Annotated in this window: 21 protein-coding genes; 10 read left to right on the forward strand and 11 right to left on the reverse strand. The window is 41.3% G+C overall.

Annotated elements, in window-relative coordinates:
- Positions 1-159: 159 nt before the first annotated feature.
- Entirely contained in the window at positions 160-384 is a 225-nt protein-coding gene (locus V7L05_RS01485) for a hypothetical protein (protein ID WP_334943202.1), read from the reverse strand.
- Between the two features lie 192 nt (positions 385-576).
- Between V7L05_RS01485 and V7L05_RS01490 the strand changes: the two genes are divergently transcribed.
- Positions 577-1,377, forward strand: coding sequence for a histidine kinase (locus V7L05_RS01490; protein WP_335161158.1), 801 nt, complete (start codon positions 577-579; stop codon positions 1,375-1,377).
- 238 nt (positions 1,378-1,615) lie between these two features.
- On the opposite strand, the gene V7L05_RS01495 is transcribed toward V7L05_RS01490, so the two are convergent.
- The 4 genes from V7L05_RS01495 to V7L05_RS01510 all read right to left on the reverse strand — a co-directional run bounded on the left by V7L05_RS01495 (position 1,616) and on the right by V7L05_RS01510 (position 5,183).
- Positions 1,616-1,807 carry a YqaE/Pmp3 family membrane protein gene (locus V7L05_RS01495; RefSeq protein ID WP_335161160.1) on the reverse strand — a complete coding sequence of 64 codons (192 nt, stop codon included), beginning with the start codon at positions 1,805-1,807 and terminating at the stop codon, positions 1,616-1,618.
- A gap of 119 nt (positions 1,808-1,926) precedes the next feature.
- Positions 1,927-2,325 carry a phage holin family protein gene (locus tag V7L05_RS01500; RefSeq protein ID WP_335161162.1) on the reverse strand — a complete coding sequence of 133 codons (399 nt, stop codon included), beginning with the start codon at positions 2,323-2,325 and terminating at the stop codon, positions 1,927-1,929.
- 343 nt (positions 2,326-2,668) lie between these two features.
- Positions 2,669-3,010 (reverse strand): 2Fe-2S iron-sulfur cluster-binding protein, encoded by a 342-nt coding sequence (locus V7L05_RS01505; RefSeq protein WP_335161164.1) that lies wholly within the window; start codon positions 3,008-3,010, stop codon positions 2,669-2,671.
- Positions 3,011-3,023: 13 nt separating this feature from the next.
- On the reverse strand, positions 3,024-5,183 hold the full coding sequence (locus tag V7L05_RS01510) for a Tex family protein (protein WP_335161166.1): 2,160 nt from the start codon (positions 5,181-5,183) through the stop codon (positions 3,024-3,026).
- A 652-nt stretch (positions 5,184-5,835) separates the two neighbouring features.
- On the opposite strand from V7L05_RS01510, the gene V7L05_RS01515 reads away from it, so the two are divergent.
- The 6 genes from V7L05_RS01515 to V7L05_RS01540 all read left to right on the forward strand — a co-directional run bounded on the left by V7L05_RS01515 (position 5,836) and on the right by V7L05_RS01540 (position 10,529).
- Positions 5,836-6,090, forward strand: a complete 255-nt coding sequence (locus V7L05_RS01515; RefSeq protein ID WP_335161168.1) for a hypothetical protein — start codon at positions 5,836-5,838, stop codon at positions 6,088-6,090.
- Between the two features lie 1,116 nt (positions 6,091-7,206).
- Entirely contained in the window at positions 7,207-7,335 is a 129-nt protein-coding gene (locus V7L05_RS01520) for a hypothetical protein (protein WP_335161170.1), read from the forward strand.
- 172 nt (positions 7,336-7,507) lie between these two features.
- The gene (locus V7L05_RS01525; RefSeq protein ID WP_335161172.1) at positions 7,508-7,891 is read left to right on the forward strand and encodes an EamA family transporter; all 384 of its coding nucleotides are present in this window, start codon (positions 7,508-7,510) and stop codon (positions 7,889-7,891) included.
- Positions 7,892-7,927: 36 nt separating this feature from the next.
- The gene (locus V7L05_RS01530) at positions 7,928-8,284 is read left to right on the forward strand and encodes an EamA family transporter (protein ID WP_335161174.1); all 357 of its coding nucleotides are present in this window, start codon (positions 7,928-7,930) and stop codon (positions 8,282-8,284) included.
- A gap of 70 nt (positions 8,285-8,354) precedes the next feature.
- Positions 8,355-9,659, forward strand: coding sequence for an NAD(P)/FAD-dependent oxidoreductase (locus V7L05_RS01535; protein WP_335161176.1), 1,305 nt, complete (start codon positions 8,355-8,357; stop codon positions 9,657-9,659).
- Between the two features lie 45 nt (positions 9,660-9,704).
- A complete protein-coding gene (locus V7L05_RS01540; RefSeq protein WP_335161178.1) occupies positions 9,705-10,529 on the forward strand; it encodes a glycosyltransferase family 2 protein in 825 nt (274 codons plus the stop codon).
- 87 nt (positions 10,530-10,616) lie between these two features.
- On the opposite strand, the gene V7L05_RS01545 is transcribed toward V7L05_RS01540, so the two are convergent.
- A complete protein-coding gene (locus V7L05_RS01545) occupies positions 10,617-11,219 on the reverse strand; it encodes a HEPN domain-containing protein (RefSeq protein WP_335161180.1) in 603 nt (200 codons plus the stop codon).
- A 10-nt stretch (positions 11,220-11,229) separates the two neighbouring features.
- A complete protein-coding gene (locus tag V7L05_RS01550; protein ID WP_335161182.1) occupies positions 11,230-12,288 on the reverse strand; it encodes a ParA family protein in 1,059 nt (352 codons plus the stop codon).
- Positions 12,289-12,607: 319 nt separating this feature from the next.
- On the opposite strand from V7L05_RS01550, the gene V7L05_RS01555 reads away from it, so the two are divergent.
- From V7L05_RS01555 to V7L05_RS01565, 3 genes are all read left to right on the forward strand, one after another.
- Entirely contained in the window at positions 12,608-14,080 is a 1,473-nt protein-coding gene (locus V7L05_RS01555; RefSeq protein ID WP_335161184.1) for a TldD/PmbA family protein, read from the forward strand.
- A 254-nt stretch (positions 14,081-14,334) separates the two neighbouring features.
- Complete coding sequence (locus tag V7L05_RS01560) at positions 14,335-15,675, forward strand: TldD/PmbA family protein (RefSeq protein WP_335161185.1); 1,341 nt, start codon at positions 14,335-14,337, stop codon at positions 15,673-15,675.
- Positions 15,676-16,191: 516 nt separating this feature from the next.
- Complete coding sequence (locus V7L05_RS01565) at positions 16,192-18,453, forward strand: cation:proton antiporter domain-containing protein (protein ID WP_335161186.1); 2,262 nt, start codon at positions 16,192-16,194, stop codon at positions 18,451-18,453.
- 471 nt (positions 18,454-18,924) lie between these two features.
- Here V7L05_RS01565 and V7L05_RS01570 read toward each other — a convergent pair whose 3' ends face one another.
- From V7L05_RS01570 to V7L05_RS01585, 4 genes are all read right to left on the reverse strand, one after another.
- On the reverse strand, positions 18,925-20,361 hold the full coding sequence (locus V7L05_RS01570; RefSeq protein ID WP_335161188.1) for a TolC family protein: 1,437 nt from the start codon (positions 20,359-20,361) through the stop codon (positions 18,925-18,927).
- Positions 20,362-20,484: 123 nt separating this feature from the next.
- A complete protein-coding gene (locus tag V7L05_RS01575; RefSeq protein ID WP_335161190.1) occupies positions 20,485-21,156 on the reverse strand; it encodes an ABC transporter ATP-binding protein in 672 nt (223 codons plus the stop codon).
- A 30-nt stretch (positions 21,157-21,186) separates the two neighbouring features.
- Positions 21,187-22,467 carry an ABC transporter permease gene (locus V7L05_RS01580; RefSeq protein ID WP_442937124.1) on the reverse strand — a complete coding sequence of 427 codons (1,281 nt, stop codon included), beginning with the start codon at positions 22,465-22,467 and terminating at the stop codon, positions 21,187-21,189.
- Positions 22,468-22,736: 269 nt separating this feature from the next.
- On the reverse strand, positions 22,737-24,317 hold the full coding sequence (locus V7L05_RS01585; protein ID WP_335161192.1) for an efflux RND transporter periplasmic adaptor subunit: 1,581 nt from the start codon (positions 24,315-24,317) through the stop codon (positions 22,737-22,739).
- Positions 24,318-24,384 lie beyond the last annotated feature (67 nt).

The raw sequence follows: 24,384 nt of genomic DNA on the forward strand, positions 1-24,384 counted from the left end.
TTTCAAGTTTAGGAGTGAGGAGTGGGGAGAGACGCGATTAATCGTGTCTGGGGAGAGACGCGATTAATCGCGTCTGTACAGGAGTTAGGAGAGTAGTTTTTCACTCCACCTCTTCCGATTTTGACATACTAATTGCAGGCAGAAGTGTCTGAAGCAATACTACAGGGATTCAAAGTCAGTTGTAAATCCAGCAAAATTTGCACAATCTTCTTGAAAGGCTTCTGCATCGCTAACATCCTCAATTTTATAGGACATGATGCGGATACCATCTGGCATTTTTTTGGAACCAATCAATTCACCTTGATATTTCTCTGCGATCGCTTTAAATTCAGTACCATAAAGCTTCCAGGCATCGCCTGAACAAGTAATATTTACTCGCCACATATTTCACTCCCAATGACTACCACTAAATCTTGATCATCTCATAAATGGGCATACAGATTACACATCACCTCCTTGGGGCTGTAATTTTCTATCTAAAGGAAGTGCCTAGTCCAATTAGACTACGCCATAATGTGGGTATAGGAACGCGTCTAGAAAATTTTATCCCAATTAGTTAAATCCCCAGAGTTAAAAATGCCTAACAATATCAAACAACAAATTCAAGCAGACCTGCAACAAGCGAAAGAAACCGGACAATTAAGAACTGATCGGATTCGAGAAATTGTGAAATCGGCAGTTTCTCAAGTTGCTTCTGAGTTTAAACAAGGCTCTGGTGAACTTCGTAGCCTTGTTAGAGATGCTGTTTCTGCTGTAATTGAAAACTTCCAAGAAAAAGGTGGCGAACTCAAAGATGAAGTGACAGCTTCCATTGAAGGAGCGCTGGAAGGAATTAATAGTCAAAGACACGAAAACATTGCTAAAACTCAGATAGATATCAAGCGACTACAGGCTCAACTTGATGGTGAAGAAGAACAACTCCAACAAGAAGTTGATGTGATTTTGGCAGAGATTGAAGAGACGGGTAAGGAAAAATCTGCTACTACCAAAACTGCCATTGATTCTGCTGTCAATGCTATTAAAGATAGTGAAGAAGTAGGATTGTTAAAGAAACGTTACGCGCAACTGCAAGCGCAGCTAGCGATTGTCCGAGCTAACTTAGCTGCACGCTATGGCGGACGTACTATGGAGGTTCAAGATTATCTAGACGAGGCTAAACACTGGTATGATAAAGCTCGTCCTCAAGCAGAGGCTGTCGCTCTACAGGTAGGAGAGAAGCGATCGCAACTAGAGGATCAATTAGGTGAAGCTGGCACATCTCTAGCGAGAAAAGAGCGCCAAATCAAACAAACGTTGAGACAGTTACTCTTAACGGCGGCTGACTTATTCAAAGATAAGGAACCTGCTGATAAAGAGCGGGAGACTATTCATAAATAGACTGTTTTGGTATTTAATTGATTTAGAAAAGTAGGGTGGGCAATTTCCACCCTATTTTGTTGGAAAAGAAAAATTTCATTACAGCAGTTTTCATTTAATTGAACCACATATGTTGTAGGGGCACAGCATTGCTGTGCCCCTACCAAATCCTTGCATTCCCGCAGTAATTATAAAAATCATAAATGGGTAATGGTTGCACACAATTACCATTACCCATTACCAGAATTAATCTTACGTATTAGTAAATACGTCCTCCTTCATTAAGTTGTTCTTCATGCTTGGCAATAACCCAAATTGCATGAATACTACCGGGTAGCCAACCTAGAACTGTCAGCAAAATGTTAATAAACAAAGTGGGGCCAACTCCAACTGTCAGGAAAACGCCTAAAGGAGGCAATAACAAACCTAGAAGAAAACGAACTATTTTCATGATGTTACAACTTTGTGATTTTGTTTAATTTGAAGATGCCGAATGAGGAAATCCACCTTCGGATATTTTATTTGGAGTAGAGACGTGATTAAGATGAGTATTTCTACTCCCTCTAATACTTATCTTGAAGGTAATTCACCTTGGCTTTTTGCATCACTACTGCTGGTTAAAAGGTTTCTTTCAAGAAAGTAGTTGTTAATGAAGGTGTTAGCAAAAGATAGAATTACTGGACCTAGAAGAAAACCAATAATTCCATGAACTGAGAACCCAGGAATTAGCGCTGATGCTAACCAGAAACAAAAACCGTTGACGATCAGCGAAAATCCTCCAAATGTCACAAAGTTAAGTGGTAGAGAAAGAGTAGACAGAACTGGTTTAAATGAACCGTTAATTAGACCAATTCCTAACCCGGCAATCAAAGCTGCGGGAAAATTAGCAATATTAACGCCTGGAACAATTAAATCAACAATCAACAGGCTCAAAGCTGTAGCTAGCGCGGTTAATAATGGTGTCAACATTGTTTTTTCCTAATAAGATATTTTTTGTTTGAGACTTCTTATCTCATCTTTAACTATCTGCTAGGTTTTAACCTCTCTTGCAAGATAGAATTTAGTTCTACCATTAGGTCTATCATTGAGAAAACTATAGCGGTTATAATATAGCTGCAATGTTTTTAAGGTTGCGTTATGGCGCTTCTCTGTTGAGTCCAATATAGACCTAACCCCCAACCCCAACCCTTGTAGCGTTGGGGAGTAAAATTCAAAGCCTCTCCCCTTTTAGGAGAGAGGTTAAGGTATATTGCATACAAACGAAAAGCACCATAAACGAATTTAAGATTAATTTAATGTTACAGCCCAATAATCACTCAGATTTTCCAGACTCAGGCTGATAGTAAAGGGCTGATTTATACAAGACTTGTTCTTGATGGGTTTCTAAAGTGCAATGAGATAAAGGGTAAGTTACACAAGTAACAACATAACCTGCTTGTATTTCACTTGGATGCAGAAATTTTTGCTCACTTTGATCAACTTCACCGCTAATGAGTTTGGCGATACAGGCAGAACATTCGCCTTGTTTGCACCCAGATGGTAGGCGGATACCAGCTTCTTCTGCCATATCCAGAATATATTGATCATCTGGTACTTGAATGGTGCGATCTAACCCAAGTGTAGAATTGATGAATCGAACTTGATAAACTGCCATCTGCTATTTCTAATTATTGTTTAACTGCTTTCATCGACAAACTAATCCGCTTGAGTTTCTCGTTGACTTCTAACACTTGCACTTTAACTACTTGTCCGACTTTGACAACTTTGTTAGGATCGTCTACAAATCTATCAGCAAGTTGGGATATATGCACTAAACCATCTTGATGTACGCCGATATCAACGAAGGCGCCGAAGTTGGCGACATTCGTGACGATTCCCTCTAGTTCCATTCCCACCTTTAAGTCCCTGATTTCCTTAATTCCTTCTCTGAAGGTGGCATACTTAAACTCAGCACGAGGATCTCTACCTGGTTTTTCTAGTTCGCTGAGGATGTCGCGTAGTGTGGGTTCGCCAACGTTATCGGTAACATATTTCTTCAGGTTGGTCTTTTTGAGTTTTTCGGCAATTTGCGTCACCTGATTTAATGGCACATTTAGATCAGATGCGATCGCTTCTACTACAGAATAACTCTCTGGATGCACTGCTGTATTATCTAATGGGTTGTCACCGCCGCGAATCCGCAGAAAACCTGCTGCTTGTTCAAAGGCTTTCGGCCCCAGCTTCGCAACTTTCAAGAGTTGTCGGCGATTTTTAAAGGCTCCATGCTGGTTGCGATAGGCGACAATGTTATTAGCAACTGTTGCCGTAATTCCAGAGACGGAAGTTAGAAGTTCTTTGGAAGCGGTGTTTAAATCTACGCCGACGTAGTTCACGCAGCTTTCTACAGTGTCATCCAATTTCTTTTTCAACAACTTCTGATCGACATCGTGCTGATATTGTCCCACACCAATGGATTTGGGATCAATTTTCACCAGTTCCGCTAAGGGGTCTTGCAAACGGCGACCGATGCTAATCGCGCCGCGCACAGTAATATCTAAATCAGGAAACTCTTCCAGCGCCACAGTACTCGCAGAATATATAGATGCGCCAGACTCATTCACCATTACCTTAACTGGTTTGCGTTCTATGGTTTCTAAAACTTGCGTGACAAATTCCTCTGTCTCGCGGGAGGCTGTACCATTACCGATGGCGATTAATTCAATTTTGTACTTTTCAATCAGATTTTTGACAGTTTGCGCTGCTTTGAGTCGTTGTTCAGCCGCTTGATGGGGAAATACCGCTTGGTATTCCAAAAATTTTCCAGTTTGGTCGAGGACTGCAACCTTACACCCAGTTCTAAATCCAGGGTCTATCGCCAGCGTTGGTTTCATCCCGGCTGGTGCAGACAGCAGCAACTCCCGCAGATTAGTTTCAAATGTCTTAATTGATTCTATGTCTGCATAGATTTTTATCTCAGAAATTACTTCTCCCATGAGAGAGACTTTCATCAAACGGTTGAATGCATCCTTCAACATCGCCTGATAAAAATCCCGAATTGTGCGGACTTTGCTTTTAATTTCTTTCGACTCAAGATAGTAAAGTATTGTATCTTCATCGAAAGCAATTTCAAAGCTTAATATTTTTTCAGTTTCACCCCGACACAACGCCAACATATTATGGGGTGCAATATTTTTTACCCTAATTTGATAGTTACGGTACATCTCAAACTTGGTTGTACCCTCGGGATAATCATCTTTGATGCGGGAAACAAATACTCCTTCTTCTAAAAGATAGTCGCGGATATATGCGCGTAACTCAGCTTTTTCGGCGACTTCTTCCGCTAAAATGTCAGCAGCACCTTTGAGCGCTTCTTCTGCTGTTTTTACTCCCTTAGTTTCCGAAATATACTTAGCCGCCTCTTCCTCTAGGGAAGCCGTTGCACCATTTTTGACATTTAGCGACTTGATGAACTCCGCCAGTGGTTCGAGTCCTTTTTCTCTGGCGATGGTGGCGCGGGTGCGTCGCTTTGGTCGATAGGGTAAGTATAAATCCTCAAGTTCGGTTTTTTGTAAGCAGGATGAGATTTTGGCTTTGAGTTCATCTGTAAGTTTACCTTGTTGGGCGATCGCACTTAAAATCACCGATTTTCGTTCTTCCAGTTCTGTTAAATAAGTATATCGATCAGCCAGTTCACGTAGTTGCACTTCATTCATCTCATCAGTGCGCTCTTTGCGGTAACGTGCAATAAAGGGAATTGTTGCACCCTCCGCCAAAAGTTCCAGCGCGTTTTGCACCTGATGGGGTTTGAGGTTTATTTCAGTTGCCAGTAATTGAGGAATGTTCAGCATTATGTGTCTAAAATGAAAAAATGAAAATGCTACTTCTAAAGGTAATATGCTAGATCCTGATCTTGGCGCAAGGCCAAAGTTTTAAGCCAATTTACCAGATGATTGCTCACAAGAGTGCAATTGACGAAATAGACAAAACCTACCTACGCAAGTTTTATAGCGTTTCCTAATTAGATGAGGTACATCATAGCCCCCTCATCGCTTGCGGGGAGGGGGTTGGGGTGGGGTTCAGTACCTACTCAAGCGAGAACCGCTATAACCCCTTTCAATCCGCGTAGGCGAATGAGAATTTGTATAGCATAGCGCAGCTAAACTGAGTCAGGAGAGCAACACAACGAGCCTCACGGAAATAATTGTGTGTTTATATACACTAATTTAACTACGCGTAGCGTCTCGTATCCCGACCCTTAAAGCAAGCTGACGCGCAGCATCAACCACAGAAGAAGAAGTTATTCGCCAAGCTTTTCGGTGCTTCATCTGTCGCAATAATTATTCCAATTGGCATAATATACAACGTTGCGTAATCTTGACTTTCTATAATATTTATTTCGATCGACTGTTGTGGCTAAAACCTGATTGGATGTAGAATTAACCCCAATTCCAAAAAGTTTGTTTGATAAACACTACAACCTTTAGTTCAGAGGTGAGTAAAATGCCTTTGTTTTTCTTGATACCACTATGCACTGCTTTAGCCACTGGCTACTTATTTAAAAAGAGTAATGATGAAATTGCATATCTTGCAGGTGTATTTGCAGCTGTTAGCTTGATTTTAAGCTTAGTATTAGCACCCTGGCAGATTCAGTTTGGATTGTTAATCATTGTCTTCATCATTACCAACAGACTTTTGCAGCAAAATGAGTTAAAACAAACTGAAGCCACAAGAAAACAATCTAGAGAAATTAAATAATACCAACTATCACTAAATAATTTTTTCTCAACTTTAAACTGCTGGGAATTATCAGACACCTAACCCAGAAATGTCTTTAAACACAGAAGTTGGTAATTTTTTATGGGGAATTCTTCTGTATGAGTATGGTTTTGACGACTTTATACTCGCTTTGGAGATTTAAAGATTTCCAATGGCAAGTTTGATGCTCTGCTTCAGCCCATAAACGCTATGGTTAGGTATTGTTGAGCTTTTCCATCTGTAAGGCGAAGCCAGCTTTTAAAAGTATACTTACAATCTTCAAATAAACTTTGATGAGAGAATTTATAAATAGGATTTTACGACTTACTTAGTGTCTTAATTAACTCTCAACTAAGTCTTGTCTGAGATTTATGAATTTGAAAATTTTCGTGGATAAATAAAAAACGATTCAGACTTTCGGTTGCATTTATAACTTGTGCTGTAAATCATGTATTTTTGTAGTACAGTTTGCCACTGCTTCAACTGTTGTTCAAATTTCAATTCTGCGTTCTCAAACTCTTAGCTTTGCACTTCTAGAGTCTGAGACGAAATCGCTACTTTTGCAAGTTTCTTAGCCAGAAAGGGCTTCATCAAGCTACAAATCCTTAAAAATGAAGATTCATCTAGAGGAAAGTTTAGATTTGATGAAGTTTCTGTTTAAGTATATTTTCGATAAATGAATTTTTGATGAAGTACGGCGATAAATTTGCAACACGCTTTTCTCATGGTATTCTAATAGGTAATTACATGTAACAATAAAGTTCAAGTAAACCTGTAGTTAAAATTCCATGTAATTAAAAACAAGTCAAGCCAACCTAATACTAAGTAATGTAAAAACATCTCAAATCAGATGCAACCAACATTAACTGTGAGTTGATCAGCCAACGCTAGTTTACATTAGCCGTTAGTGTGATCAAAAATTCCATTTGGACATTCAGTAAAATTCCCCAGAAACCTGTAAAGCGCATTCCTGTAGACTGATTAATCTATGGTTTCCGCAGCCAAGCAGACTTCTGTAATTTATTGTGTTCAAATGTCCAAAAATATTACGTATAGATACTCAATTTGAGTGCAAAATTTTATGAGTCGGCTTAATTCCAAGCCGAGGTTACAGATATGTCTGTGAACCTAGAGAAATTCTATGGCATCAGAGCAAATTTGTGGCAAAATCCTCAACTTCACTATATCTGTATCCTTTATAACCTAGATATTGCGATCGCGCCAAAATCTATTCTTGAAGTATAACTGGCTGACACGGAAGATTTCAACAGTCATTTTGATATCAGTCACTTCATAGCTATTTATTGAAGTGGAAGTCGAATTGCACAGAAGGTATTACCGACATCCGAAACGTTCAAAACAACGGGCTGTTTACTGTCCGGTTCATACCTACTATCTCGATTGAGGTAAATGTACTATGAAATCTATTTCACAAATTTCCAAATTGAAAATAATTCCTTATATCATCCTGTTTGTCAGTATTTTATTTAGTATTTCTGGGCAATTGCTGATGAAGCATACCATGAGTAATACAAATGAGGGATTATTTACTTGGGTATTTATTCAACAATTAGTATTAGCTGTGAGTGTTTATTGCTTGGGAGTAGGAAATTGGATATTGGCTCTGCGTTCAGTTAAATTGAGTATTGCTTATCCACTCACTAGTTTAAATTATGTTGGCATACTTTTCGGTTCATACTACTTTTTTAATGAGGTGATTACACTAACCAGAATAGCAGGAGTAATCACTATTTTTCTGGGTGTTATTTTAGTGGTTATTCCCATTAAAAAGTCTATATAAATTTCCTCTAGTAAATTCCACAAAAAGTATTGACAAATGAACATCATTACTTGGCTACTTTTAATGCTTGTAGTTTTATTCGGAACAACAGCTAACCTGTCACTAAAATATGGACTTTACATTTCTAGCCCTACTAATGGAGAAAGCGCATCTATCAAAAATCTATTATTATCTCCTTATTTTTTGATTTGGTTTATCTGTTATACATTTATGACTATATTGTGGCTTTATGTATTGCGGACAATTCCTCTGAGTAAAGCATTTCCAGTTCTCGGATTAATGTATGCACTTATACCAATTGCTTCTCACTATCTTTTAAAAGAGGAAGTTATTTTTAGCCAATGGTTAGGAATTTCCATTATTATAACTGGCGTAATTCTTGTTGTACATTAATAGCTTAACAGGCAATTAATCAGGTTATTAATATTAAATCTCAAAAGCATCCCTACAAAAATCTAAATTTATGAATATAGGTATCATTGGCGGAGGTATAACTGGGCTAGTATTAGCCCAACGTCTTTCACATCAAGGACATATAGTAACTGTATTCGATAGCAACAAGCAGCTTGGTGGACTTACCACCTATCATGATTATGGGTTGTTTACCTGGGATCGCTTTTATCATGTTATCCTACCTTCTGATACTCACTTAATAAATTTTCTCAGAGATATTGGTCTTGGAGATAAACTGCGTTGGCATCGAAGTTTAACAGGTTTCTACGACAATCAAAAATTTTATTCTATTAGTAACACTATCGAATTTCTGCGCTTTCCTCTATTTGGACTTATAGGTAAAATTAGATTAGCTTTTACTCTTCTGTATGGTTCACGCCTTAATAATTGGCGGCGCTTAGAGAAGATTTTAGTTGAAGATTGGCTATTGAAACTCGGTGGTAAAAACACATACGAAAAGCTCTGGAAACCCTTGCTTTTATCGAAGTTAGGAGAGAACTATAAGCGAATATCAGCAGTTTTTATCTGGGCTTATATCAAACGACTATTTTCAGCGCGGGATTCTTCATTAAATAAAGAACAACTTGGTTATGTCTCAGGTAGTTACAAAACTGTTTTTGACCATATAGAAAAATTAATTTACGCGGCTGGAGGTCATATTCGCACAGGAGTTCCGGTGGAATATATTGCACCTCATCCAGGGGGTGGAATTTGGGTAGAATCTCAAGGTAAAAAGGAGCATTTTGATAAAGTCATTTTTACTGGCCCAGTTAATATTTTGCAACAGGTTGTTGCCGATGAACTGGTGAAAGTTTCAGACAGTGGTGAAACAGTAGACTATCTGGGTGTAATCTGCATGGTACTTATTACTCGCAAGGCTCTAGTTCCTTATTACGTAGTAAATATTGCCGATAGAAATATTCCCTTTACCGGAGTTATCGGTATGAGTAACTTAGTTTCTTTGCAAGAAACGGCAGGATATCACATGACATTCCTACCAAAATATATACTTTCCACTGACCCGTTGTTAAAACAGCCAGATGATGAATTGCGCCAAGTATTTTTCCAGGGTATACGTTTGATGTTCCCAGAACTCAAAGCAGATGATATTGTCGCAGCGCACATTAATCGCGCTATTAAAGTACAGCCACTACAAGTTTTAGATTATTCAAGTCTGGTTCCAAAAGTGAGTAGTGAAAACGATGATTTTTTCGTCGTCAATACCTCGCAGTTGGTCAATGATAGCGTTAACAACAACGCAGTTGTGCGACAGGTAGATGAATTTCTGAAAAAATCAACATTACTTAATTCTTGAAACTTGAGTAATGATATTTTATTTTAAAAATCACAGGAGGTCTTTATGAGTATTTTTGTTCTTTTACCCGCATACAACGAGGAAGAATCAATTCGCCCTTTGTTCAAAAGGTTTCAGACATTGCAGCAAATCTCTAATATGGAGATAGAACTGATTCTTGTTGATGATGGTAGTAGTGATGCAACTGCTCAGACTGCTTTAGAAGAATCTCAATCACTGGGTATATTACTAAAATTAGTCCAACATCCCAAAAATGCTGGTTTAGGTCAAGCAATTAAAACAGGTTTCACGACTTTCTTAGAAATTTCCCAAGAAGGCGATTTTTTAGCTGCAATGGATTGCGACAACACTCAACCACCAGAACTGTTAATCAAGATGTATGACACCATGATAGCTGGTAGCTATGATATTGCGATCGCATCTAGATATCGAAAAGGCGCTAAAGTCATAGGCTTATCAAAATTTAGAGAGCTGATGAGTTACGGAGCTAGCTGGCTTTTTAGAATTGCAGCCCGTGTATCAGGTGTAAAAGACTATACTTGTGGCTACAGGCTGTATAACCGTACTTTCGTCACTAAACTGGATATATATTATGGCGACAATCTATTCACTGAAAGTGGATTTGCTTGTATGATAGATTTACTGCTGAAAGCCAAAGTACTCAAACCAAAAATCGTAGAAATTCCAATGGTTTTGAGATATGACCAAAAGCCGACTGCCAGCAAAATGAAAGTTATTAAAACTATTACTCGAATACTAAAGTTATTGTTTAAGAATCTATTATCGACAGGACAAACTTCCAATTTAGGTGAGACTTTCAATGAGCAAGAAACATCAAGAATTCCCCTGAAAATGGCAAATCGTAAATAAACGTGAGAAGGAATGTTTGCTCATTCTCTGGGTCTAAAACATTATATCCAGTATTGTAAGTGATTCTCTAAACATTTTCTTCATTTCTTACCAGGGTGCAACTATACCATAGATAATTTGAATATTTTGCTTCATGCCAAGGTCAGTAACAGCGACAAGATATTGTAATAACGCATCAACATCTTTAATAGCTTTAGCAGTAAGCCGAACCTTTCCAGTTGGTGTTTGTGTCCAAGAACATGCGGGAATTGGAAAACCATGAGCAAAACTGTGCCTGACTTGCAGAATATCGTTTAGCATCTGTCGAGTGGCGAGTGCGTTCATACTTCTTTTTGACCAAACCCAATCATTGATAGGATCATAGCCAGTATATTGAAACAAAAGGTTACGCGAATTCTCTGCATTTGGTGTGTTAAATTGTTTAAGCGATCGCTCTGCTGCATTTTTAGCAATAGAATGTACAGCATGAAACTGAGGGTCTAAGGGATTTGCAGTGACATCAAAAAAGTTGCGAACTAGTTCCTCAATATAAGCCTCCCATCCAGCAACAAACGTTGCTAAAGCTGAATGGTAATAGACTTGAGTTTGGCTGTTTAATATTGGACGTAAGCGGGAATCTGTCGCAGTATCACGTAGGACACGAGCCTTATAAGCCGCTTTATCGTACCTTAATGCTGCTGGTGATGGCACGGCGATGCTCTTAGAGGAAATTCACAAACTCTTCAAGTGCATCTCGATATCTCTGTAATGGCTCTAAATATAATTGTACTTGCTGTTCACCAATTTTTTTTGGGCCTGGTTTAAGTTTATGTAAAGGGGTGCCAGTTGTTGCTGCAACTATAGCAACAGCATGAGAAGCAGGAATCTCAATTAGACTTTTACTGGGAATTTCAATAAAACTATTACTTGGTAAGTCTTTGGGATTAGCAAAAATATGACGATTTTTTTGATGTATATTATTGAGAGTTTTCTGAATCATTTTGTTTATAGCTAAGGATGTAGAGGCAGGTCTACTTTCATACATTGTTACCTGATTAAGAACAAATGCATATAATTTTGGCACAGATACGCCTTCTTCTTTTGCACGTTTAGCAAAGCTAATTTTTGCATATGGTGCAGTATTGGGATCAGTTATGCCATATAAAAGTGCAACCACATTTTCAATCGCATGAAGTGAACTTTCTGCCGCAGTAAATGGGACAACTACACCCTCTGCTCCAACTAGACCAAGCTGTGTATAAATAGCAAAACTAGGGCTACAGTCAATTAAAAATACAGTATCTCTCTCACCACTAAATATACGCAGAGAAATTATTAAATCTCGAATCCAACTAAGCACCTGTTTCCAAGCATCATTTGGTATTTGTAGTTCAGATGTTTGCCTAATTGCTTCAGAAATTATTTCGAGAAGATTGTCTCCACATACGAGTTTCAAATTTTCTGGTATTTGTGGGTTAAATTCTGTTGGCTCACAAATATAAGGAGATACATCGCTAATCATTCGGAAGGGAGAGTTAAGACGTGCTTCCAGGTAGCCAGCCACTGTCGAGCGTGGTGTCTTACTACTTAAAGAATCTAGTGCCTTTGGACTATTAAGATCTCCCCCTAGTAAAATCTCTGAAACGTTGGCTTGGGGACACAGGTCAATTACATAAACATCTGTATCGGCGTAACGGTGAGCATATTCAGCAGCAGCCACAAAGCAAAGAAAGCTCTTTCCCAGGCCACCTTTGGTGTTCCAAAAAGCATACGAACTCATTTGATATATTCCTTTTCTAGGTAAAACAGTCCCTGCGGGTATTAGCAATGCTGTGGAACTTTTACCCCTATTGTCGCAAAATGAAACTGTATTCTATCTCGACTCTACATGAAGTGCGTAGTTTACCGCCGTAGGCATCGCTCTCGAAAGGGCGTTACTGAAAATATTTCGCTGATGCTTAAAAGGGGGAAGTGAGTTTCCCAGGTGAGGAAACCCCTACTACTTAATTGCCGACTCTGGCTTTCGCTCATTTGTTAGACTGAACACACCAGGATTTTTCAGTCAAATCTCTGAACTACGCCAGCAGACGAGGCTACTCATGCTTACAAGTACGCTACTTCTCTCAAATCAACTTCCCACCCTCCAATATTCCTCCACACCAGAGCGTTTCGATGAAACCTGGGAAGCCCCCCTGGCTACCCTCCTGGGACTAGGACGCGCCGCCGGTGCTGACTTCATCGAATTATTTTTAGAGCGCCGCAACTATATTAGTTGTCTTGCAGAAGACGATGCCATCACGAGTATTTCACCGAGTCTGTCTACAGGCGCGGGAGTCAGAGTATTTCGCGGCAAAGCTGACTGCTACGTTAGCACCAATGACCTTTCTTTTTCCGGTTTGAAAGCAGCCTTAGAAAAAGGTCTTTCTATCTTGGGATTGCAACTACCCACTCCTAAAGCTTTCATTCCAGAAATCAACCTGGAATTATTGAGAGATTACGCCACCAAAAGAGGTAAAGATGCATGGCTACCAGTGTGTAGCTCCATCCGAGAAATGGGAGAAGTCCTCCTCGATGGTACTGCCCACCTGAAGCAAAAAGCTAGCCACGTCCAATCGCGCCGTGCTACCTATTTTCGGGATTGGCAAGAAGTTTTAATCGCTGCCAGTGATGGTACTTTTGCCCGTGATATTCGCCTTACACAATCAGTAGGATTTAACTTGTTGTGTGCCGATGGTGCTAATCGTACCTCAATTGGCGATCGCGCGGGTAATACTAGCGATGCCAACTTCTTGAGAACTTGGGATTCTCAACAAGCCGCCGAAAAAATCGCAGAATCTGCTGGAAAAATGCTCTACGCAGATTACGTGGAATCGGGTACTTACCCCATCATTATGGCCAATCACTTTGGCGGCGTCATCTTCCACGAAGCCTGTGGACACCTGCTAGAAACCACTCAAATTGAACGCAATACCTCTCCCTTTGCAGACAAAAAAGGCGAAAAAATTGCCCACGAAAGTTTGACTGCTTGGGATGAAGGGCGGTCTGAAAATGCCTTCGGGACAATTGACATGGATGACGAAGGTATGCCAGCTCAAAGAACCCTATTAATTGAAAAAGGCGTTCTGAAAAACTTCTTAGCAGATAGAACCGGTTCTGCACGCACCGGACACCCCAGAACTGGAAGTGGACGTCGCCAAAATTATACCTTTGCCGCAGCTAGCCGGATGCGTAATACTTATATTGATTCTGGCGAATATACCACTGAAGAATTATTTGCCTCTGTTGATAAAGGTATTTACTGTAAAAAGATGGGTGGTGGTAGCGTTGGTGCTACAGGTCAATTTAACTTTAGTGTTGATGAAGCTTATTTGATTGAAAATGGCAAAATCACCAAACCTTTAAAAGGAGCAATTCTAATTGGTGAAGCCAAGGAAATTATGAATAAAATTTCCATGTGTTCCCAAGATTTGGAACTTGCACCAGGTTTTTGTGGCTCTGTGAGTGGCAGTATTTACACCACAGTTGGACAACCCCACATCAAAGTTGATTCTATTACCGTAGGTGGACGATAAGAATTTTAGATTTTAGATTTTGGATTGTGAATGAGCAGGATGTTGCGTCAATAAAAAGCTACGAGAAAAATATAAGTCATAAGCTAAACCACATCTAGTTTGCATAATACTAAATTGTATATTTATTGTGGGGTGGGCATCTTGCCCGCCCAAGATATGCAAATTTATGTGGAACAGCTTAACATCCAAAATCCAAAATCTAATATTCAAAATAAAATCGCTTCCAATCCCAAATCCAAAATCTAAAATTGACTATGCCGAATATCAATGAGATTGCAAATTCTGCCAAGGACAATGCTGATAAGCTTGGTATTAAGAAATTCGACATTTATGGCTCAACAGTAGATGACACTAGCGTGCAAGTAGACCAAGGTGAGCAAAAACAAGTCAAAGCCTCAAATCGCTCTGGTGTTACTGTTCGTGTCTGGAATGAAGATAATACAATGGGTGTTACCAGCACCACAGATGTAGATTCCAAGGGACTGGAATTAGCTTTGAAAACTGCCTACGAAGCCAGTTTCTTTGGTGTTAAAGAAAATGTTCCTGATTTTAGTCCCGAAGCTACTGTTCCGATTCCAAATAAACCTCACGATAAGACACCCCAAGCACCTGTTGCTGAACTCATAGAAAGACTGTTGGTAGCTGAAAAAGAATTACTGGCAGCTCATCCAGCAATTAAAGGTGTACCTTATAATGGTTTATCCCAAAGAGATATTGACAGGTTTTATCTAAATAGTGACGGTGCAGCGAGAACTGAATCTCACTCTTTAGCATCAGTTTATCTTTACAGCAAAACTGAGGAAGAAGGAAAAAAACCTCGCAGTGCAGGCGCTTATAGAATCAACCAAAGTTTAGATAATCTAGACATCAATGGTTGCATCAAAGAAACTGCCGATAAAACTATCAGTCACTTGAATTATGAAAAAATCAAAACTGGTAAATATCGAGTTGTTTTCTCAGCAGAAGCTTTCTTAAGTCTGTTGGGTGCTTTTTCTAACTTATTCAACGCTCAAAGTATTTTGGACAATCAAAGCCTATCTACTGCTGATGATTTAGGTAAGCAAATTGCTTCTCCTCTGCTTTCAGTTTTTGATGATGCACTGCACTCAGCTAACGTTGGTGCAGAAACTTTTGATGGTGAAGGAACTCCTACTCGTCAGATTTCGCTGATTGAAAATGGTGTTTTAACAAGCTTTCTCCACAGTGCAGGCACTGCTAAAAGGTTAAATGCCCAGCCAACAGGTAATGCTAGTATTGGTGCAAAAGTCAGCGTTAGTCCCAATTTTTATCACGTTTTTACAACAGCAACTCCTGAGCAGGAGTTGAGCTTAGAAACGGCTGAAAATGTGATTCTTATCGATGATTTACAGGCTCTCCATGCTGGAGTTAAATCTTTACAAGGTTCGTTTTCTTTGCCGTTTGATGGTTGGCTAGTTAATAAGGGTGTCAGGACGAGTATTGAGTCAGCAACTGTTGCTGGCGATTTCTTAGAACTCTTGAAGTCAATTATTTATGTAGAAAAAGAGCCAGAGTTAACGCCAGGGGGAGTTTGCCCGAAAATCTGGGTTAATGAACTGTCGATTACTGGTGAATAAAACTTAAAAAGTGCAGAGTTAGGAGTTGAATATAACTCTTAACTCATCACTTTGAAAACTCACCATTAGTATTCACCACCGAGGCTAATAGCAGTATTAAATACATCAGCACAGCTTAAATCAATCCAGCTAAAACAGCGCCATCTACGTCAGTATTATATAAACGGGAATTACTCTAAATTTCGTGTCACTTGCGCTGTCGTTTCTGGAATGGATGACCAGTCTCGCGGATTGAAGAGTCATATTTGATTATTTATACCACTTTTGTTACACAATCATTCTGGTTACTAATTACCGTCTTGTTCGATCAGGGGTCTTACCCCTCACTTATTCGCCAACAGTCTCATAGAATTCGCCCAATACTTTTCAAACAACCTCTTAGGGCGATCGCGCACGATCATCTTGCCGTTAATAATAATGACAGTTTAAGCTCCTAGGCCGATGTGGAAATAAACATTTTCAGGATTTACTTAAACAGCCCCTTGAAAAATTTGTAATCCACCTTTGGACGCTTATATGCAAAACCTGTCCCTGATGTTAGTGCCTGTACTCGCTGCACAGAAAGTAGCAGGTGACGGTTTAATTAAACCTCTCGGTCATCATGAACTGCTGTTGGTGCTGGTGCAACTATCACTGTTGCTTCTCGTAGCGCGGGGATTAGGTGAGTTGATGCGCCGGATTAACCTACCGCCTGTTGTTGGGGAATTATTGGCGGGTGTGCTGCTTGGTCCTTCTCTATTTGGTTTGCTGCTTCCAGACTTACAGGCACACATCTTTCCCAAAAGTCAAGAACAATCTAATTTACTTTCGGTGATTTCTTGGTTAGGCGTGTTATTTTTGCTGATTGTAACTGGGTTGGAGACGGATCTAAAACTGATTCTTCGTAAGGGTAAAACGGCTCTGCTGATTTCACTGGGCGGAATTATTGTCCCCTTTATCACTGGATTTGGATTGGGTTGGCTATTACCAGATAGTTTTTTAGCCGACCCAGATAAGCGACTGGTATTCAGTCTGTTCATCGCCACAGCAATGAGTATTTCGGCAGTACCAGTGATTGCTAAGGTGCTGATGGACTTAAACCTGATTCGCCGTGACATTGGTCAAGTCACCTTAGCAGCTGGGATGACTGATGACACCATCGGCTGGATTTTACTTTCTGTGGTTTCAGGTTTAGCTAGTAGTGGCAAATTTGACTTTGGGACAATTTTTCACTCCGTAAGTGCAGCAGTATTGTTTCTAGCGATCGCTTTCACAATTGGGCGTACCATCGTAGACCAGATTTTACGCTGGGTTGATGACTACGTTGGCGGAATCTCCGCTAGTATATCGGTTGTGCTGATTCTTTCGCTCTCGGCAGCAGCACTTACCCACGCATTAGGTCTAGAAGCAGCATTAGGCGCTTTCGTGCTGGGGATTCTGGCAGGTCAATCCCGCCGCTTTAGCAATGAAGCTGGACATCTGCTAGAAGTCTTCACAGCAGCCTTTCTCGCGCCAATTTTCTTTGCTTCAGCTGGCTTGAAAGTTAATTTGCTAACTTTGTTAGTGCCGCAAACCTTGATATTTGGCTTGATTGTTCTCACTGTCGCCTGTGTTGGTAAATTTACAGGTGCTTACCTTGGTTCTCGCGTCGGCGGCTTGAGTCATTGGGAAGGTTTAGCGATGGGTTCCGGGATGAATGCTCGCGGGGCAATGGAAATTGTTGTGGCCACCATTGGTTTATCTTTGGGAGTGCTGAATCCTCAGATGTACTCAATTATTGTCATGGTGGCGATCGTCACTTCCCTAATGGCTCCACCCCTTTTGCGCTGGTCTTTATCAAAAGTGGTTATGGGTGAAGAGGAAGCTCGACGTTTGGAACAAGAAGAGCAAGATAGCCAGAGCTTTATCAAGCAAATCCAACGTGTTTTAATACCGACTAGCGGTGGCCCAAACATCCAACTCGCAGCGCAGCTAGTCGGTTACATGGCTCACCAAAACTCGATAGAAGTTACATCTCTATATGCCCTGAGTGACAAGCAGCCCCAAAAAAAAGCACGTCGAACTGCAACCCAGTTAAAAGACACCGCCGCCGAGGAAGCTCTAGCCTGTGTCACTGAGGAAATGCAGCTACCTGCTGATACCATCCTGCAAACAAAAACGGAGTCTGGGCGTAGTAAGGCGGAGGTAATTCTGAATGAAGCGAACAAAGGCTATAACTTGATTGTACTGGGAGCTTCTGAACAGATCCGCCCCCAGAAAGCACTGTTCAATTTGCTTGTAGACCGGGTAGTACAAGAAGCACCTTGTGCAACGATGGTGGTGAAGTCGCACTTACCCCAACCCAAAGGCGAGATATGCAAAATCGCTCAACAAAAGCTAAACAAGATTCTGGTGCCAACGGTGGGGACAGAATATAGCAAAAATGCTGTAGAGATGGCAAGTACGATCGCTGCTCAAACAGGGGCATTAGTGATGATTGTTAACGTGATTAATTTGCCACAGGTTGAGTATATTCTTTACGAACAGCGATCGCTAACTCCAGTCAAGGAAATGGCCCACGATCTGCTCGAACAGCAAGCAGCAATTGGCCGCAATCTGGGTGCTGATGTCAAAACCTATATTTTGCAAGGAACCAGCCCAGAAAGAGAAATCCTCAAGTTTGCCCAAACCAATAAAGTTGACCTAATTATTCTCGGAAGTAGTATCCGAATGGTTACGGGTCGCGTTTTCTTCGGTCACAGAGTCGATGCAATTCTGAGTAAAGCCCATTGCCCAGTAGCGGTAATTACTACGCCATAGTCCAATACGCTTGGGTTAAGGCTTAACTCTTTGTTAAAGTCAATTTTTTTAACGAACCGCGTACTCCTGCGGAGGACAAGCTACGCGTAGCGTCTCGCAGAGAAGGACGCAAAGAACGCAAAGGAAAGAAAGCAGGACTTACGCATTCAGAATAAAGACCAAATATGTATAGCAGATTGCGCTCTAATCGAATACACGTAGAGACGTAGCTCTAATCGAATACACGTAGAGACGTAGCACTGCTACGTCTCTACAAGGTTTTGGGTTTTATATATGTACTTCATTTACCTGAAATCTGATGTATCAGGCGAAAAACCACATCTTTCGTAGGGGTTTAGCATGGCTTTTCCCCTACAGCATCGTCTATTTACGACCAAAGGATAATTAAGAAAAGCCTGAAACAACCTAAACTCAGCGCCCCTCAGCGCTTTTCTGCGTTTAAAAAAGCTACGAATTTCGGAAATGCTGTACTTAGCGCGAAGCCCTGTAAGTGACTGATGTTTGCAAATTAGCTAGAGCGATATTGTAATTCAAAATAGCTGTGACTCGATTACCTTCTGCTGTTGTCAGGTCATTTTCAGCATCAATCACCTCTGTTTGAGTGCCCACACCAGCTTGGAACCTCAGCCTTGCTAAATTTAGAGCTTCCCTGGCTTGATTTAAAGCCACACTAGAAGTTTGCACATTATTTAAATTGGATTGCAATTGAAAGTAGTAATTTTCTACATTAAAGCGAATTTGGTCGCGCTGGCTAGCAAATTGAGTCTCGGCGATCGCAATATTCGCTTTCGATTGAGCCGCACTCGCTCTTGCTGCGCCTCCATCAAACAAAGTTAGACTTCCTTGAATTCCTGCTGAATAGCCATCAGTAACGCTGACGCCATCATTATACCGATCTAGCAGGTTGTAGTTGGCTACCAAACTCACTTGCGGCCCTAGCTGTGAAAGTGCCTGTCGTCGCTGTTGCTCGGCAATATTACGTTGTGCCAAATACAGTGGCAATTCTGGACGATTTTGAAACGCTTGGATAATAGTTTCTTCCAGTGTTGGCTGCCAAAGACCGGCTAATTGTACAGGATCTGCGGCAGTGATATCAACTGACTGCGACAAACTTAACAGAGTTGCAAGCTGACGACGGGCAATTCGCTGCTGTGAAATCGCATTAGTCAGGAGTTGTTGGAAATTTGCTAAATTTACCTGAGCTTGCAGCACATCGAACTGCGTACCGACTCCAGCATCTAGTCGAGCTTGAGTATCCCGCAAACTAGCCTGGGCATTCACCACAGCAGACCGATTAATTCTGACTTGTTCATCGGCTTGTTGCAAATTGTAGTATTGAGTGGTGGCATTCAACCTAATTGTCAAAGACTGAGTTTCAACATTTAATTCATCTACACGTAGTTGTTCTTCAGCTGCTTGGATTGCCGCTTGTCGATTCCCGGAGGTATAGAGGTTATAATTCAGTTGTGCTGAACCATTGAAAGAACTGCTGCTTTGAGATTGACTGCTACTAAAACCATCACCACTGTTAGTCACATTACCGTTGATTCCCAGAGTCGGAAATAAGGCAGCTTGAGACTGACGTAGGGCTGAACGACTGCGTTGTAGCTGCAATATGGCTACCTGTAAGTCTCGATTGTTGCGTTGTGCTAGTTCCAAAGCCTGTGCCAAACTGATTGCCACAGTTTTCTGAATCTTCACTTCCTCCGGTTTGGTAGGAAATTGCAGGGGATTGGGATTGGGGTTGAGGTAATCGGGAACCTGTACAGAGCTTGAGGAATTCTGCGGCTCTGCGGGGGTTGCTGCACTTGCTAAAGTTGGAAAAAGAATAGCGATGCCTGACGGCAAGGCTACCGCCAACGCTAGGCTAACCCAGGTAGAATGCACGAAGATTAAGCTGAAATTCATCTTTGGATGTCGTAATTAATTGGGTTTCTCGGTAATTTTAAAGATGTAATCAAAAATTGTCATCCTCATTTACTTACAGAGCTTTAAATTTTGAATTTCTCTAACAGGGTTAATATTAACGGATTAGCCTACAATCAAACCATCCTGAACTCGAATAATTCTTTGAGTTTGAGCAGCAATATCTGGCTCATGAGTGACAATCACAATCGTGATTCCTTGGTCATTAAGTTCTGTCAGCAAACTCATCACCTCACGGGAAGTTTCAGTATCTAAAGCTCCTGTTGGCTCATCTGCCAAAACTAACGCCGGTCGGTTAACCAAAGCGCGAGCGATCGCTACCCGTTGTTGTTGTCCGCCTGACAGTTGACTCGGACGGTTAGCGATGCGTTCCCCTAGTCCTACCTTTTCCAAGGCTTCTAATGCCCTTTCACGGCGTTTTGACTTAGATAAATTAGCGTAAACCATTGGTAACATAACGTTTTCCAATGCTGTCGCCCGCGCCAATAGGTTAAATTGTTGGAAAACAAAACCTATCCTTTGGTTGCGGATATAAGCTAATTCATCATCATCAAAAGTCGTCAAGTTTCTGCCTTCAAAAATATAGTCTCCAGTTGTGGGACGATCCAGACATCCCAAAATATTCATCAGCGTCGATTTACCCGAACCTGACGCACCCATAATAGAGACATATTCCCCCTCCTCAATAGAGAGTTCAATTCCCTTGAGTATTGGAACACTAACTTCTCCCAAATAATAGGTTTTGGTAATAGATTCCATCCAAATCATGGTTGTCATATAAATTACGAATTACGAATTACGAATTATTTAGTCACTACGTAAAGCGGTGATTGGATCTAATTTGGATGCGTTCTGTGCTGGAATTACCCCAGCGATTAAGCCAACCGTTAATGAGAGTCCAAAGCCAGCAATGATCGATAACAAAGAAAGTACAAAGGGAAATTTGAAAATGTTTGCAGCAACAAAAGCTAATAAAACGCCAGTCACTATGCCAATACATCCGCCGACAATGGAAATCACGATCGCTTCGGCTAAAAATTGATTAAGTATCGCCGAATTGGTGGCTCCTACGGCTTTGCGAATCCCGATTTCTCGCGTCCGCTCAACCACGGAAACTAGCATAATATTGGCAATACCAATTCCACCAACCACCAGAGAAATTCCCGCGATCGCTACTACCATAACTGTAAATAAACCCACAATACTAGTAAAGGTACTAACAATATCAGCTTGATTAGTCAGCCGAAAATCATCAGCTTGTGGCGGATAAATGTTGTGACGCAACCGTAAGAGATTGGTGACTTGAAACTGAGCGGCTTCTAACTGCTCCTGATTCGCGCCTTTGACTAAAATTCCATTTACAGAAACACCTACCAAGGCATTGTTACCAACCAGTCTCTTCGACATACTAGTTAGAGGGATGAAAATCTGGTCATCTCGATCCATCGGGCCTTGAGCGCCTTTAGCCTCCATCACCCCAATTACTTCATAAGCCTCTCCCTGAATCCGAATTCGCTCACCGATCGGATTTACACCCTGTCCAAAAAGTGTGGTTTGGACTGTGGGGCCAAGAATAGCAAACTGTGCAGCAATATCTAATTCTTCCTGAGTAAAATATCTCCCTTGCTGAGGGTGAGTATTTTTGACTTCTGGGTAGTTTAAATCTGTGCCATAAATGGTTGTTGAAGTGTTCTGTCCTGCATATACAACTTGGGCTGTACGTTGGAGATAAGCAGAAACCATTTGTGCTGATGGCGCTTGTGTAGCGATCGCCTTAGCATCTTCCCAGGTCAAGGTGCTGCTAGAACCTACTCCTTGACGGACATTCCCGCTTCTTGCCGCACCCGCCAAAATTTGGATAACATCTGTACCCAATGCTTGTATCTGTTGCTCAACCCCCTTTTGCACACCCTGACCAACAGAAGTAATGGCAATAACTGAGGAAATCCCAATAATCACACCCAACATAGTTAGACCCGTGCGTAATTTATTACTCCACAGAGTCTCTGCCGCCATTGTCAAGATTTCCAGCAATGGTACTGTGCGGGTATTCTTAACTTTGTAAAAGCCCTTAAATATCTTAAACATAAAGTTTTATTTAAAACTCAATCCAGTTCAGCTAAACATTTCTTCCTTCTCTTCCTTCTCTTCCTTTGCGCCCTTTGCGTCCTTTGCGGTTCGTTAAAAAAATTGACTTTGACAAAGAGTTAGGGATTTCCAAGAAATAAATTATCCAAGAAAACGAACCACAGAGGCGCAGAGGGCACAGAGAGAGGATTGTTGTATGAGGTTTTTGAATGTTTTTTAATTTGGAAGTCCCTTAAGTCTTAACCCAAGTTATTGATTTAAAACTCACTTTAAGGGGAACCACCGCCTTGAGAACGACCACCACCGCCTGAACGACCTCCGCCTCCACCTGCTCCGCCTGCTCCTCCTAGACCAGGAAAAACTCCTCCTCTCGGTGTTGATTGCGGACGTGACCCTGCTGGAAAACTGAGCAATACCCTTTCGTTTCCTGTCAATCCAGACTTAACTTCGGTAAAGTTATTCACGGTGACGCCAGTCTCGATGGGAGTAAACACAGGTTTGTTATTCTTTCCTGCCACAAACACACCCGTGGCATTTTGTTGGCGCACCACCGAGGCCGTTGGCACTACTAAAACATTTTCAACTTGACCGACTTGAAAATCTACTTCCGCATTCATCCCAGACCGCAGTAGCATTTGAGGATCTGAAAGTGATACTCTCACTTCAAAACTGGTGACGTTTTGCGTTACTACTGCTTGGGCAGCAATTTGGCTGACTTTACCTTCAAAGGTTTTTCCTGGGTAGGCATCTGCTTTAATCGAGACTTTTTGACCAAGGCGGATTTTAGAAATATTTGTTTCCGCTAAACTTGCGACAACTTCATTTGTGGAAGCTAGAGACAAGATTGAAGAAGAAGAAGAAGAAGCTACTTCACTACTGGCAGTTGTAGGTGTCACGAAAGCGCCTGGATCGGCATACTTCTTTGTCACCACACCATTAAAAGGGGCGCGAATGATCGTGTCATTGATTTGGGCTTGGATGTTTTGCAGCGAACCACGAGCAGATGTTACCTGGGCGCGGGCTGCGTCAATATCTTCTTGGCGTGTTCCGGCTTTCAGAAGTGCCAAAGCTTGCTGTCTCTGTTTCACCACAGCTTGTGCTTGCCCGATGTCTTCTGAACGTGACCCGGCTTTTTGCAACGCCAGTGCTTGTTGTGCTTCATTTACATTAGCTTGGGCGCTGTCGCGACTGGAACGCTTTTGGTTAAGAGTCTGAAGGGAAATACCGCCTGCATTGTAAAGTTGCTGATTACGAACAAGATCATCTTCTGCTTGGCGAAGGGCGGCTTGAGCGCTTTGCAACCGTGCCTGTGCTTGGCCAATATCTTGAGAGCGATTGCCTGTTTGTACCTTTTGCAGATTCGCCTGGGCTTCGTCTAATACTCCTTGTGCTTGGGCAATATCTTGAGGACGATTGCCTGCGATCGCTTTTTGCAAGTTCGCGTCGGCTTGTGCCAATTGTCCTTGAGCTGAGGTGAGTTGCCCCCGCAGGTTGGAATCATCCATGTAAGCGACAATCTGTCCTTGTTTGACGATATCTCCTTCTTTCGCCAACAGGCTTTTCAGGATGCCGGAATTTTTCGGGCTGAGGTTGATTGAACGCTCAGGCTTCACCGTTCCGTTCGCTGAAACTGTGATTGTTAAACTCTGCCTTTCTACAGGCTTTGTCAGCACCCGACGTCTGGCTTCTTGACGGGAAACAACTGTTACTTGGTAATAAACGGCATAGCCAATTCCACCCAAAAGGCAAAGAGCAATTAGCCAAGAGAGCCAATTACGCTTGGCCTTTTTTTTCTTTACCTCTGGAACCAAAACTGATGAATCTACGGGGTTTAATGTATCAATTTTCATATCCACTTTTTTATCTATAAAGAACGGCTACCGAGCCAGTTATTCATGCCTAAAACTATGCCTGGTA

This window comes from Nostoc sp., from assembly GCF_036917755.1.
Taxonomy (GTDB): Bacteria; Cyanobacteriota; Cyanobacteriia; order Cyanobacteriales; family Nostocaceae; genus Nostoc.

What these genes read in the sequence shown, in the direction of transcription:
- V7L05_RS01485 (WP_334943202.1), bottom strand. Translation starts at nt 384, where the DNA reads ATGTGGCGAGTAAATATTACTTGTTCAGGCGATGCCTGGAAGCTTTAT.
- V7L05_RS01490 (WP_335161158.1), top strand. Translation starts at nt 577, where the DNA reads ATGCCTAACAATATCAAACAACAAATTCAAGCAGACCTGCAACAAGCG.
- V7L05_RS01495 (WP_335161160.1), bottom strand. Translation starts at nt 1,807, where the DNA reads ATGAAAATAGTTCGTTTTCTTCTAGGTTTGTTATTGCCTCCTTTAGGC.
- V7L05_RS01500 (WP_335161162.1), bottom strand. Translation starts at nt 2,325, where the DNA reads ATGTTGACACCATTATTAACCGCGCTAGCTACAGCTTTGAGCCTGTTG.
- V7L05_RS01505 (WP_335161164.1), bottom strand. Translation starts at nt 3,010, where the DNA reads ATGGCAGTTTATCAAGTTCGATTCATCAATTCTACACTTGGGTTAGAT.
- V7L05_RS01510 (WP_335161166.1), bottom strand. Translation starts at nt 5,183, where the DNA reads ATGCTGAACATTCCTCAATTACTGGCAACTGAAATAAACCTCAAACCC.
- V7L05_RS01515 (WP_335161168.1), top strand. Translation starts at nt 5,836, where the DNA reads ATGCCTTTGTTTTTCTTGATACCACTATGCACTGCTTTAGCCACTGGC.
- V7L05_RS01520 (WP_335161170.1), top strand. Translation starts at nt 7,207, where the DNA reads ATGTCTGTGAACCTAGAGAAATTCTATGGCATCAGAGCAAATTTGTGG.
- V7L05_RS01525 (WP_335161172.1), top strand. Translation starts at nt 7,508, where the DNA reads ATGAAATCTATTTCACAAATTTCCAAATTGAAAATAATTCCTTATATC.
- V7L05_RS01530 (WP_335161174.1), top strand. Translation starts at nt 7,928, where the DNA reads ATGAACATCATTACTTGGCTACTTTTAATGCTTGTAGTTTTATTCGGA.
- V7L05_RS01535 (WP_335161176.1), top strand. Translation starts at nt 8,355, where the DNA reads ATGAATATAGGTATCATTGGCGGAGGTATAACTGGGCTAGTATTAGCC.
- V7L05_RS01540 (WP_335161178.1), top strand. Translation starts at nt 9,705, where the DNA reads ATGAGTATTTTTGTTCTTTTACCCGCATACAACGAGGAAGAATCAATT.
- V7L05_RS01550 (WP_335161182.1), bottom strand. Translation starts at nt 12,288, where the DNA reads ATGAGTTCGTATGCTTTTTGGAACACCAAAGGTGGCCTGGGAAAGAGC.
- V7L05_RS01555 (WP_335161184.1), top strand. Translation starts at nt 12,608, where the DNA reads ATGCTTACAAGTACGCTACTTCTCTCAAATCAACTTCCCACCCTCCAA.
- V7L05_RS01560 (WP_335161185.1), top strand. Translation starts at nt 14,335, where the DNA reads ATGCCGAATATCAATGAGATTGCAAATTCTGCCAAGGACAATGCTGAT.
- V7L05_RS01565 (WP_335161186.1), top strand. Translation starts at nt 16,192, where the DNA reads ATGCAAAACCTGTCCCTGATGTTAGTGCCTGTACTCGCTGCACAGAAA.
- V7L05_RS01570 (WP_335161188.1), bottom strand. Translation starts at nt 20,361, where the DNA reads ATGAATTTCAGCTTAATCTTCGTGCATTCTACCTGGGTTAGCCTAGCG.
- V7L05_RS01575 (WP_335161190.1), bottom strand. Translation starts at nt 21,156, where the DNA reads ATGACAACCATGATTTGGATGGAATCTATTACCAAAACCTATTATTTG.
- V7L05_RS01580 (WP_442937124.1), bottom strand. Translation starts at nt 22,467, where the DNA reads ATGTTTAAGATATTTAAGGGCTTTTACAAAGTTAAGAATACCCGCACA.
- V7L05_RS01585 (WP_335161192.1), bottom strand. Translation starts at nt 24,317, where the DNA reads ATGAAAATTGATACATTAAACCCCGTAGATTCATCAGTTTTGGTTCCA.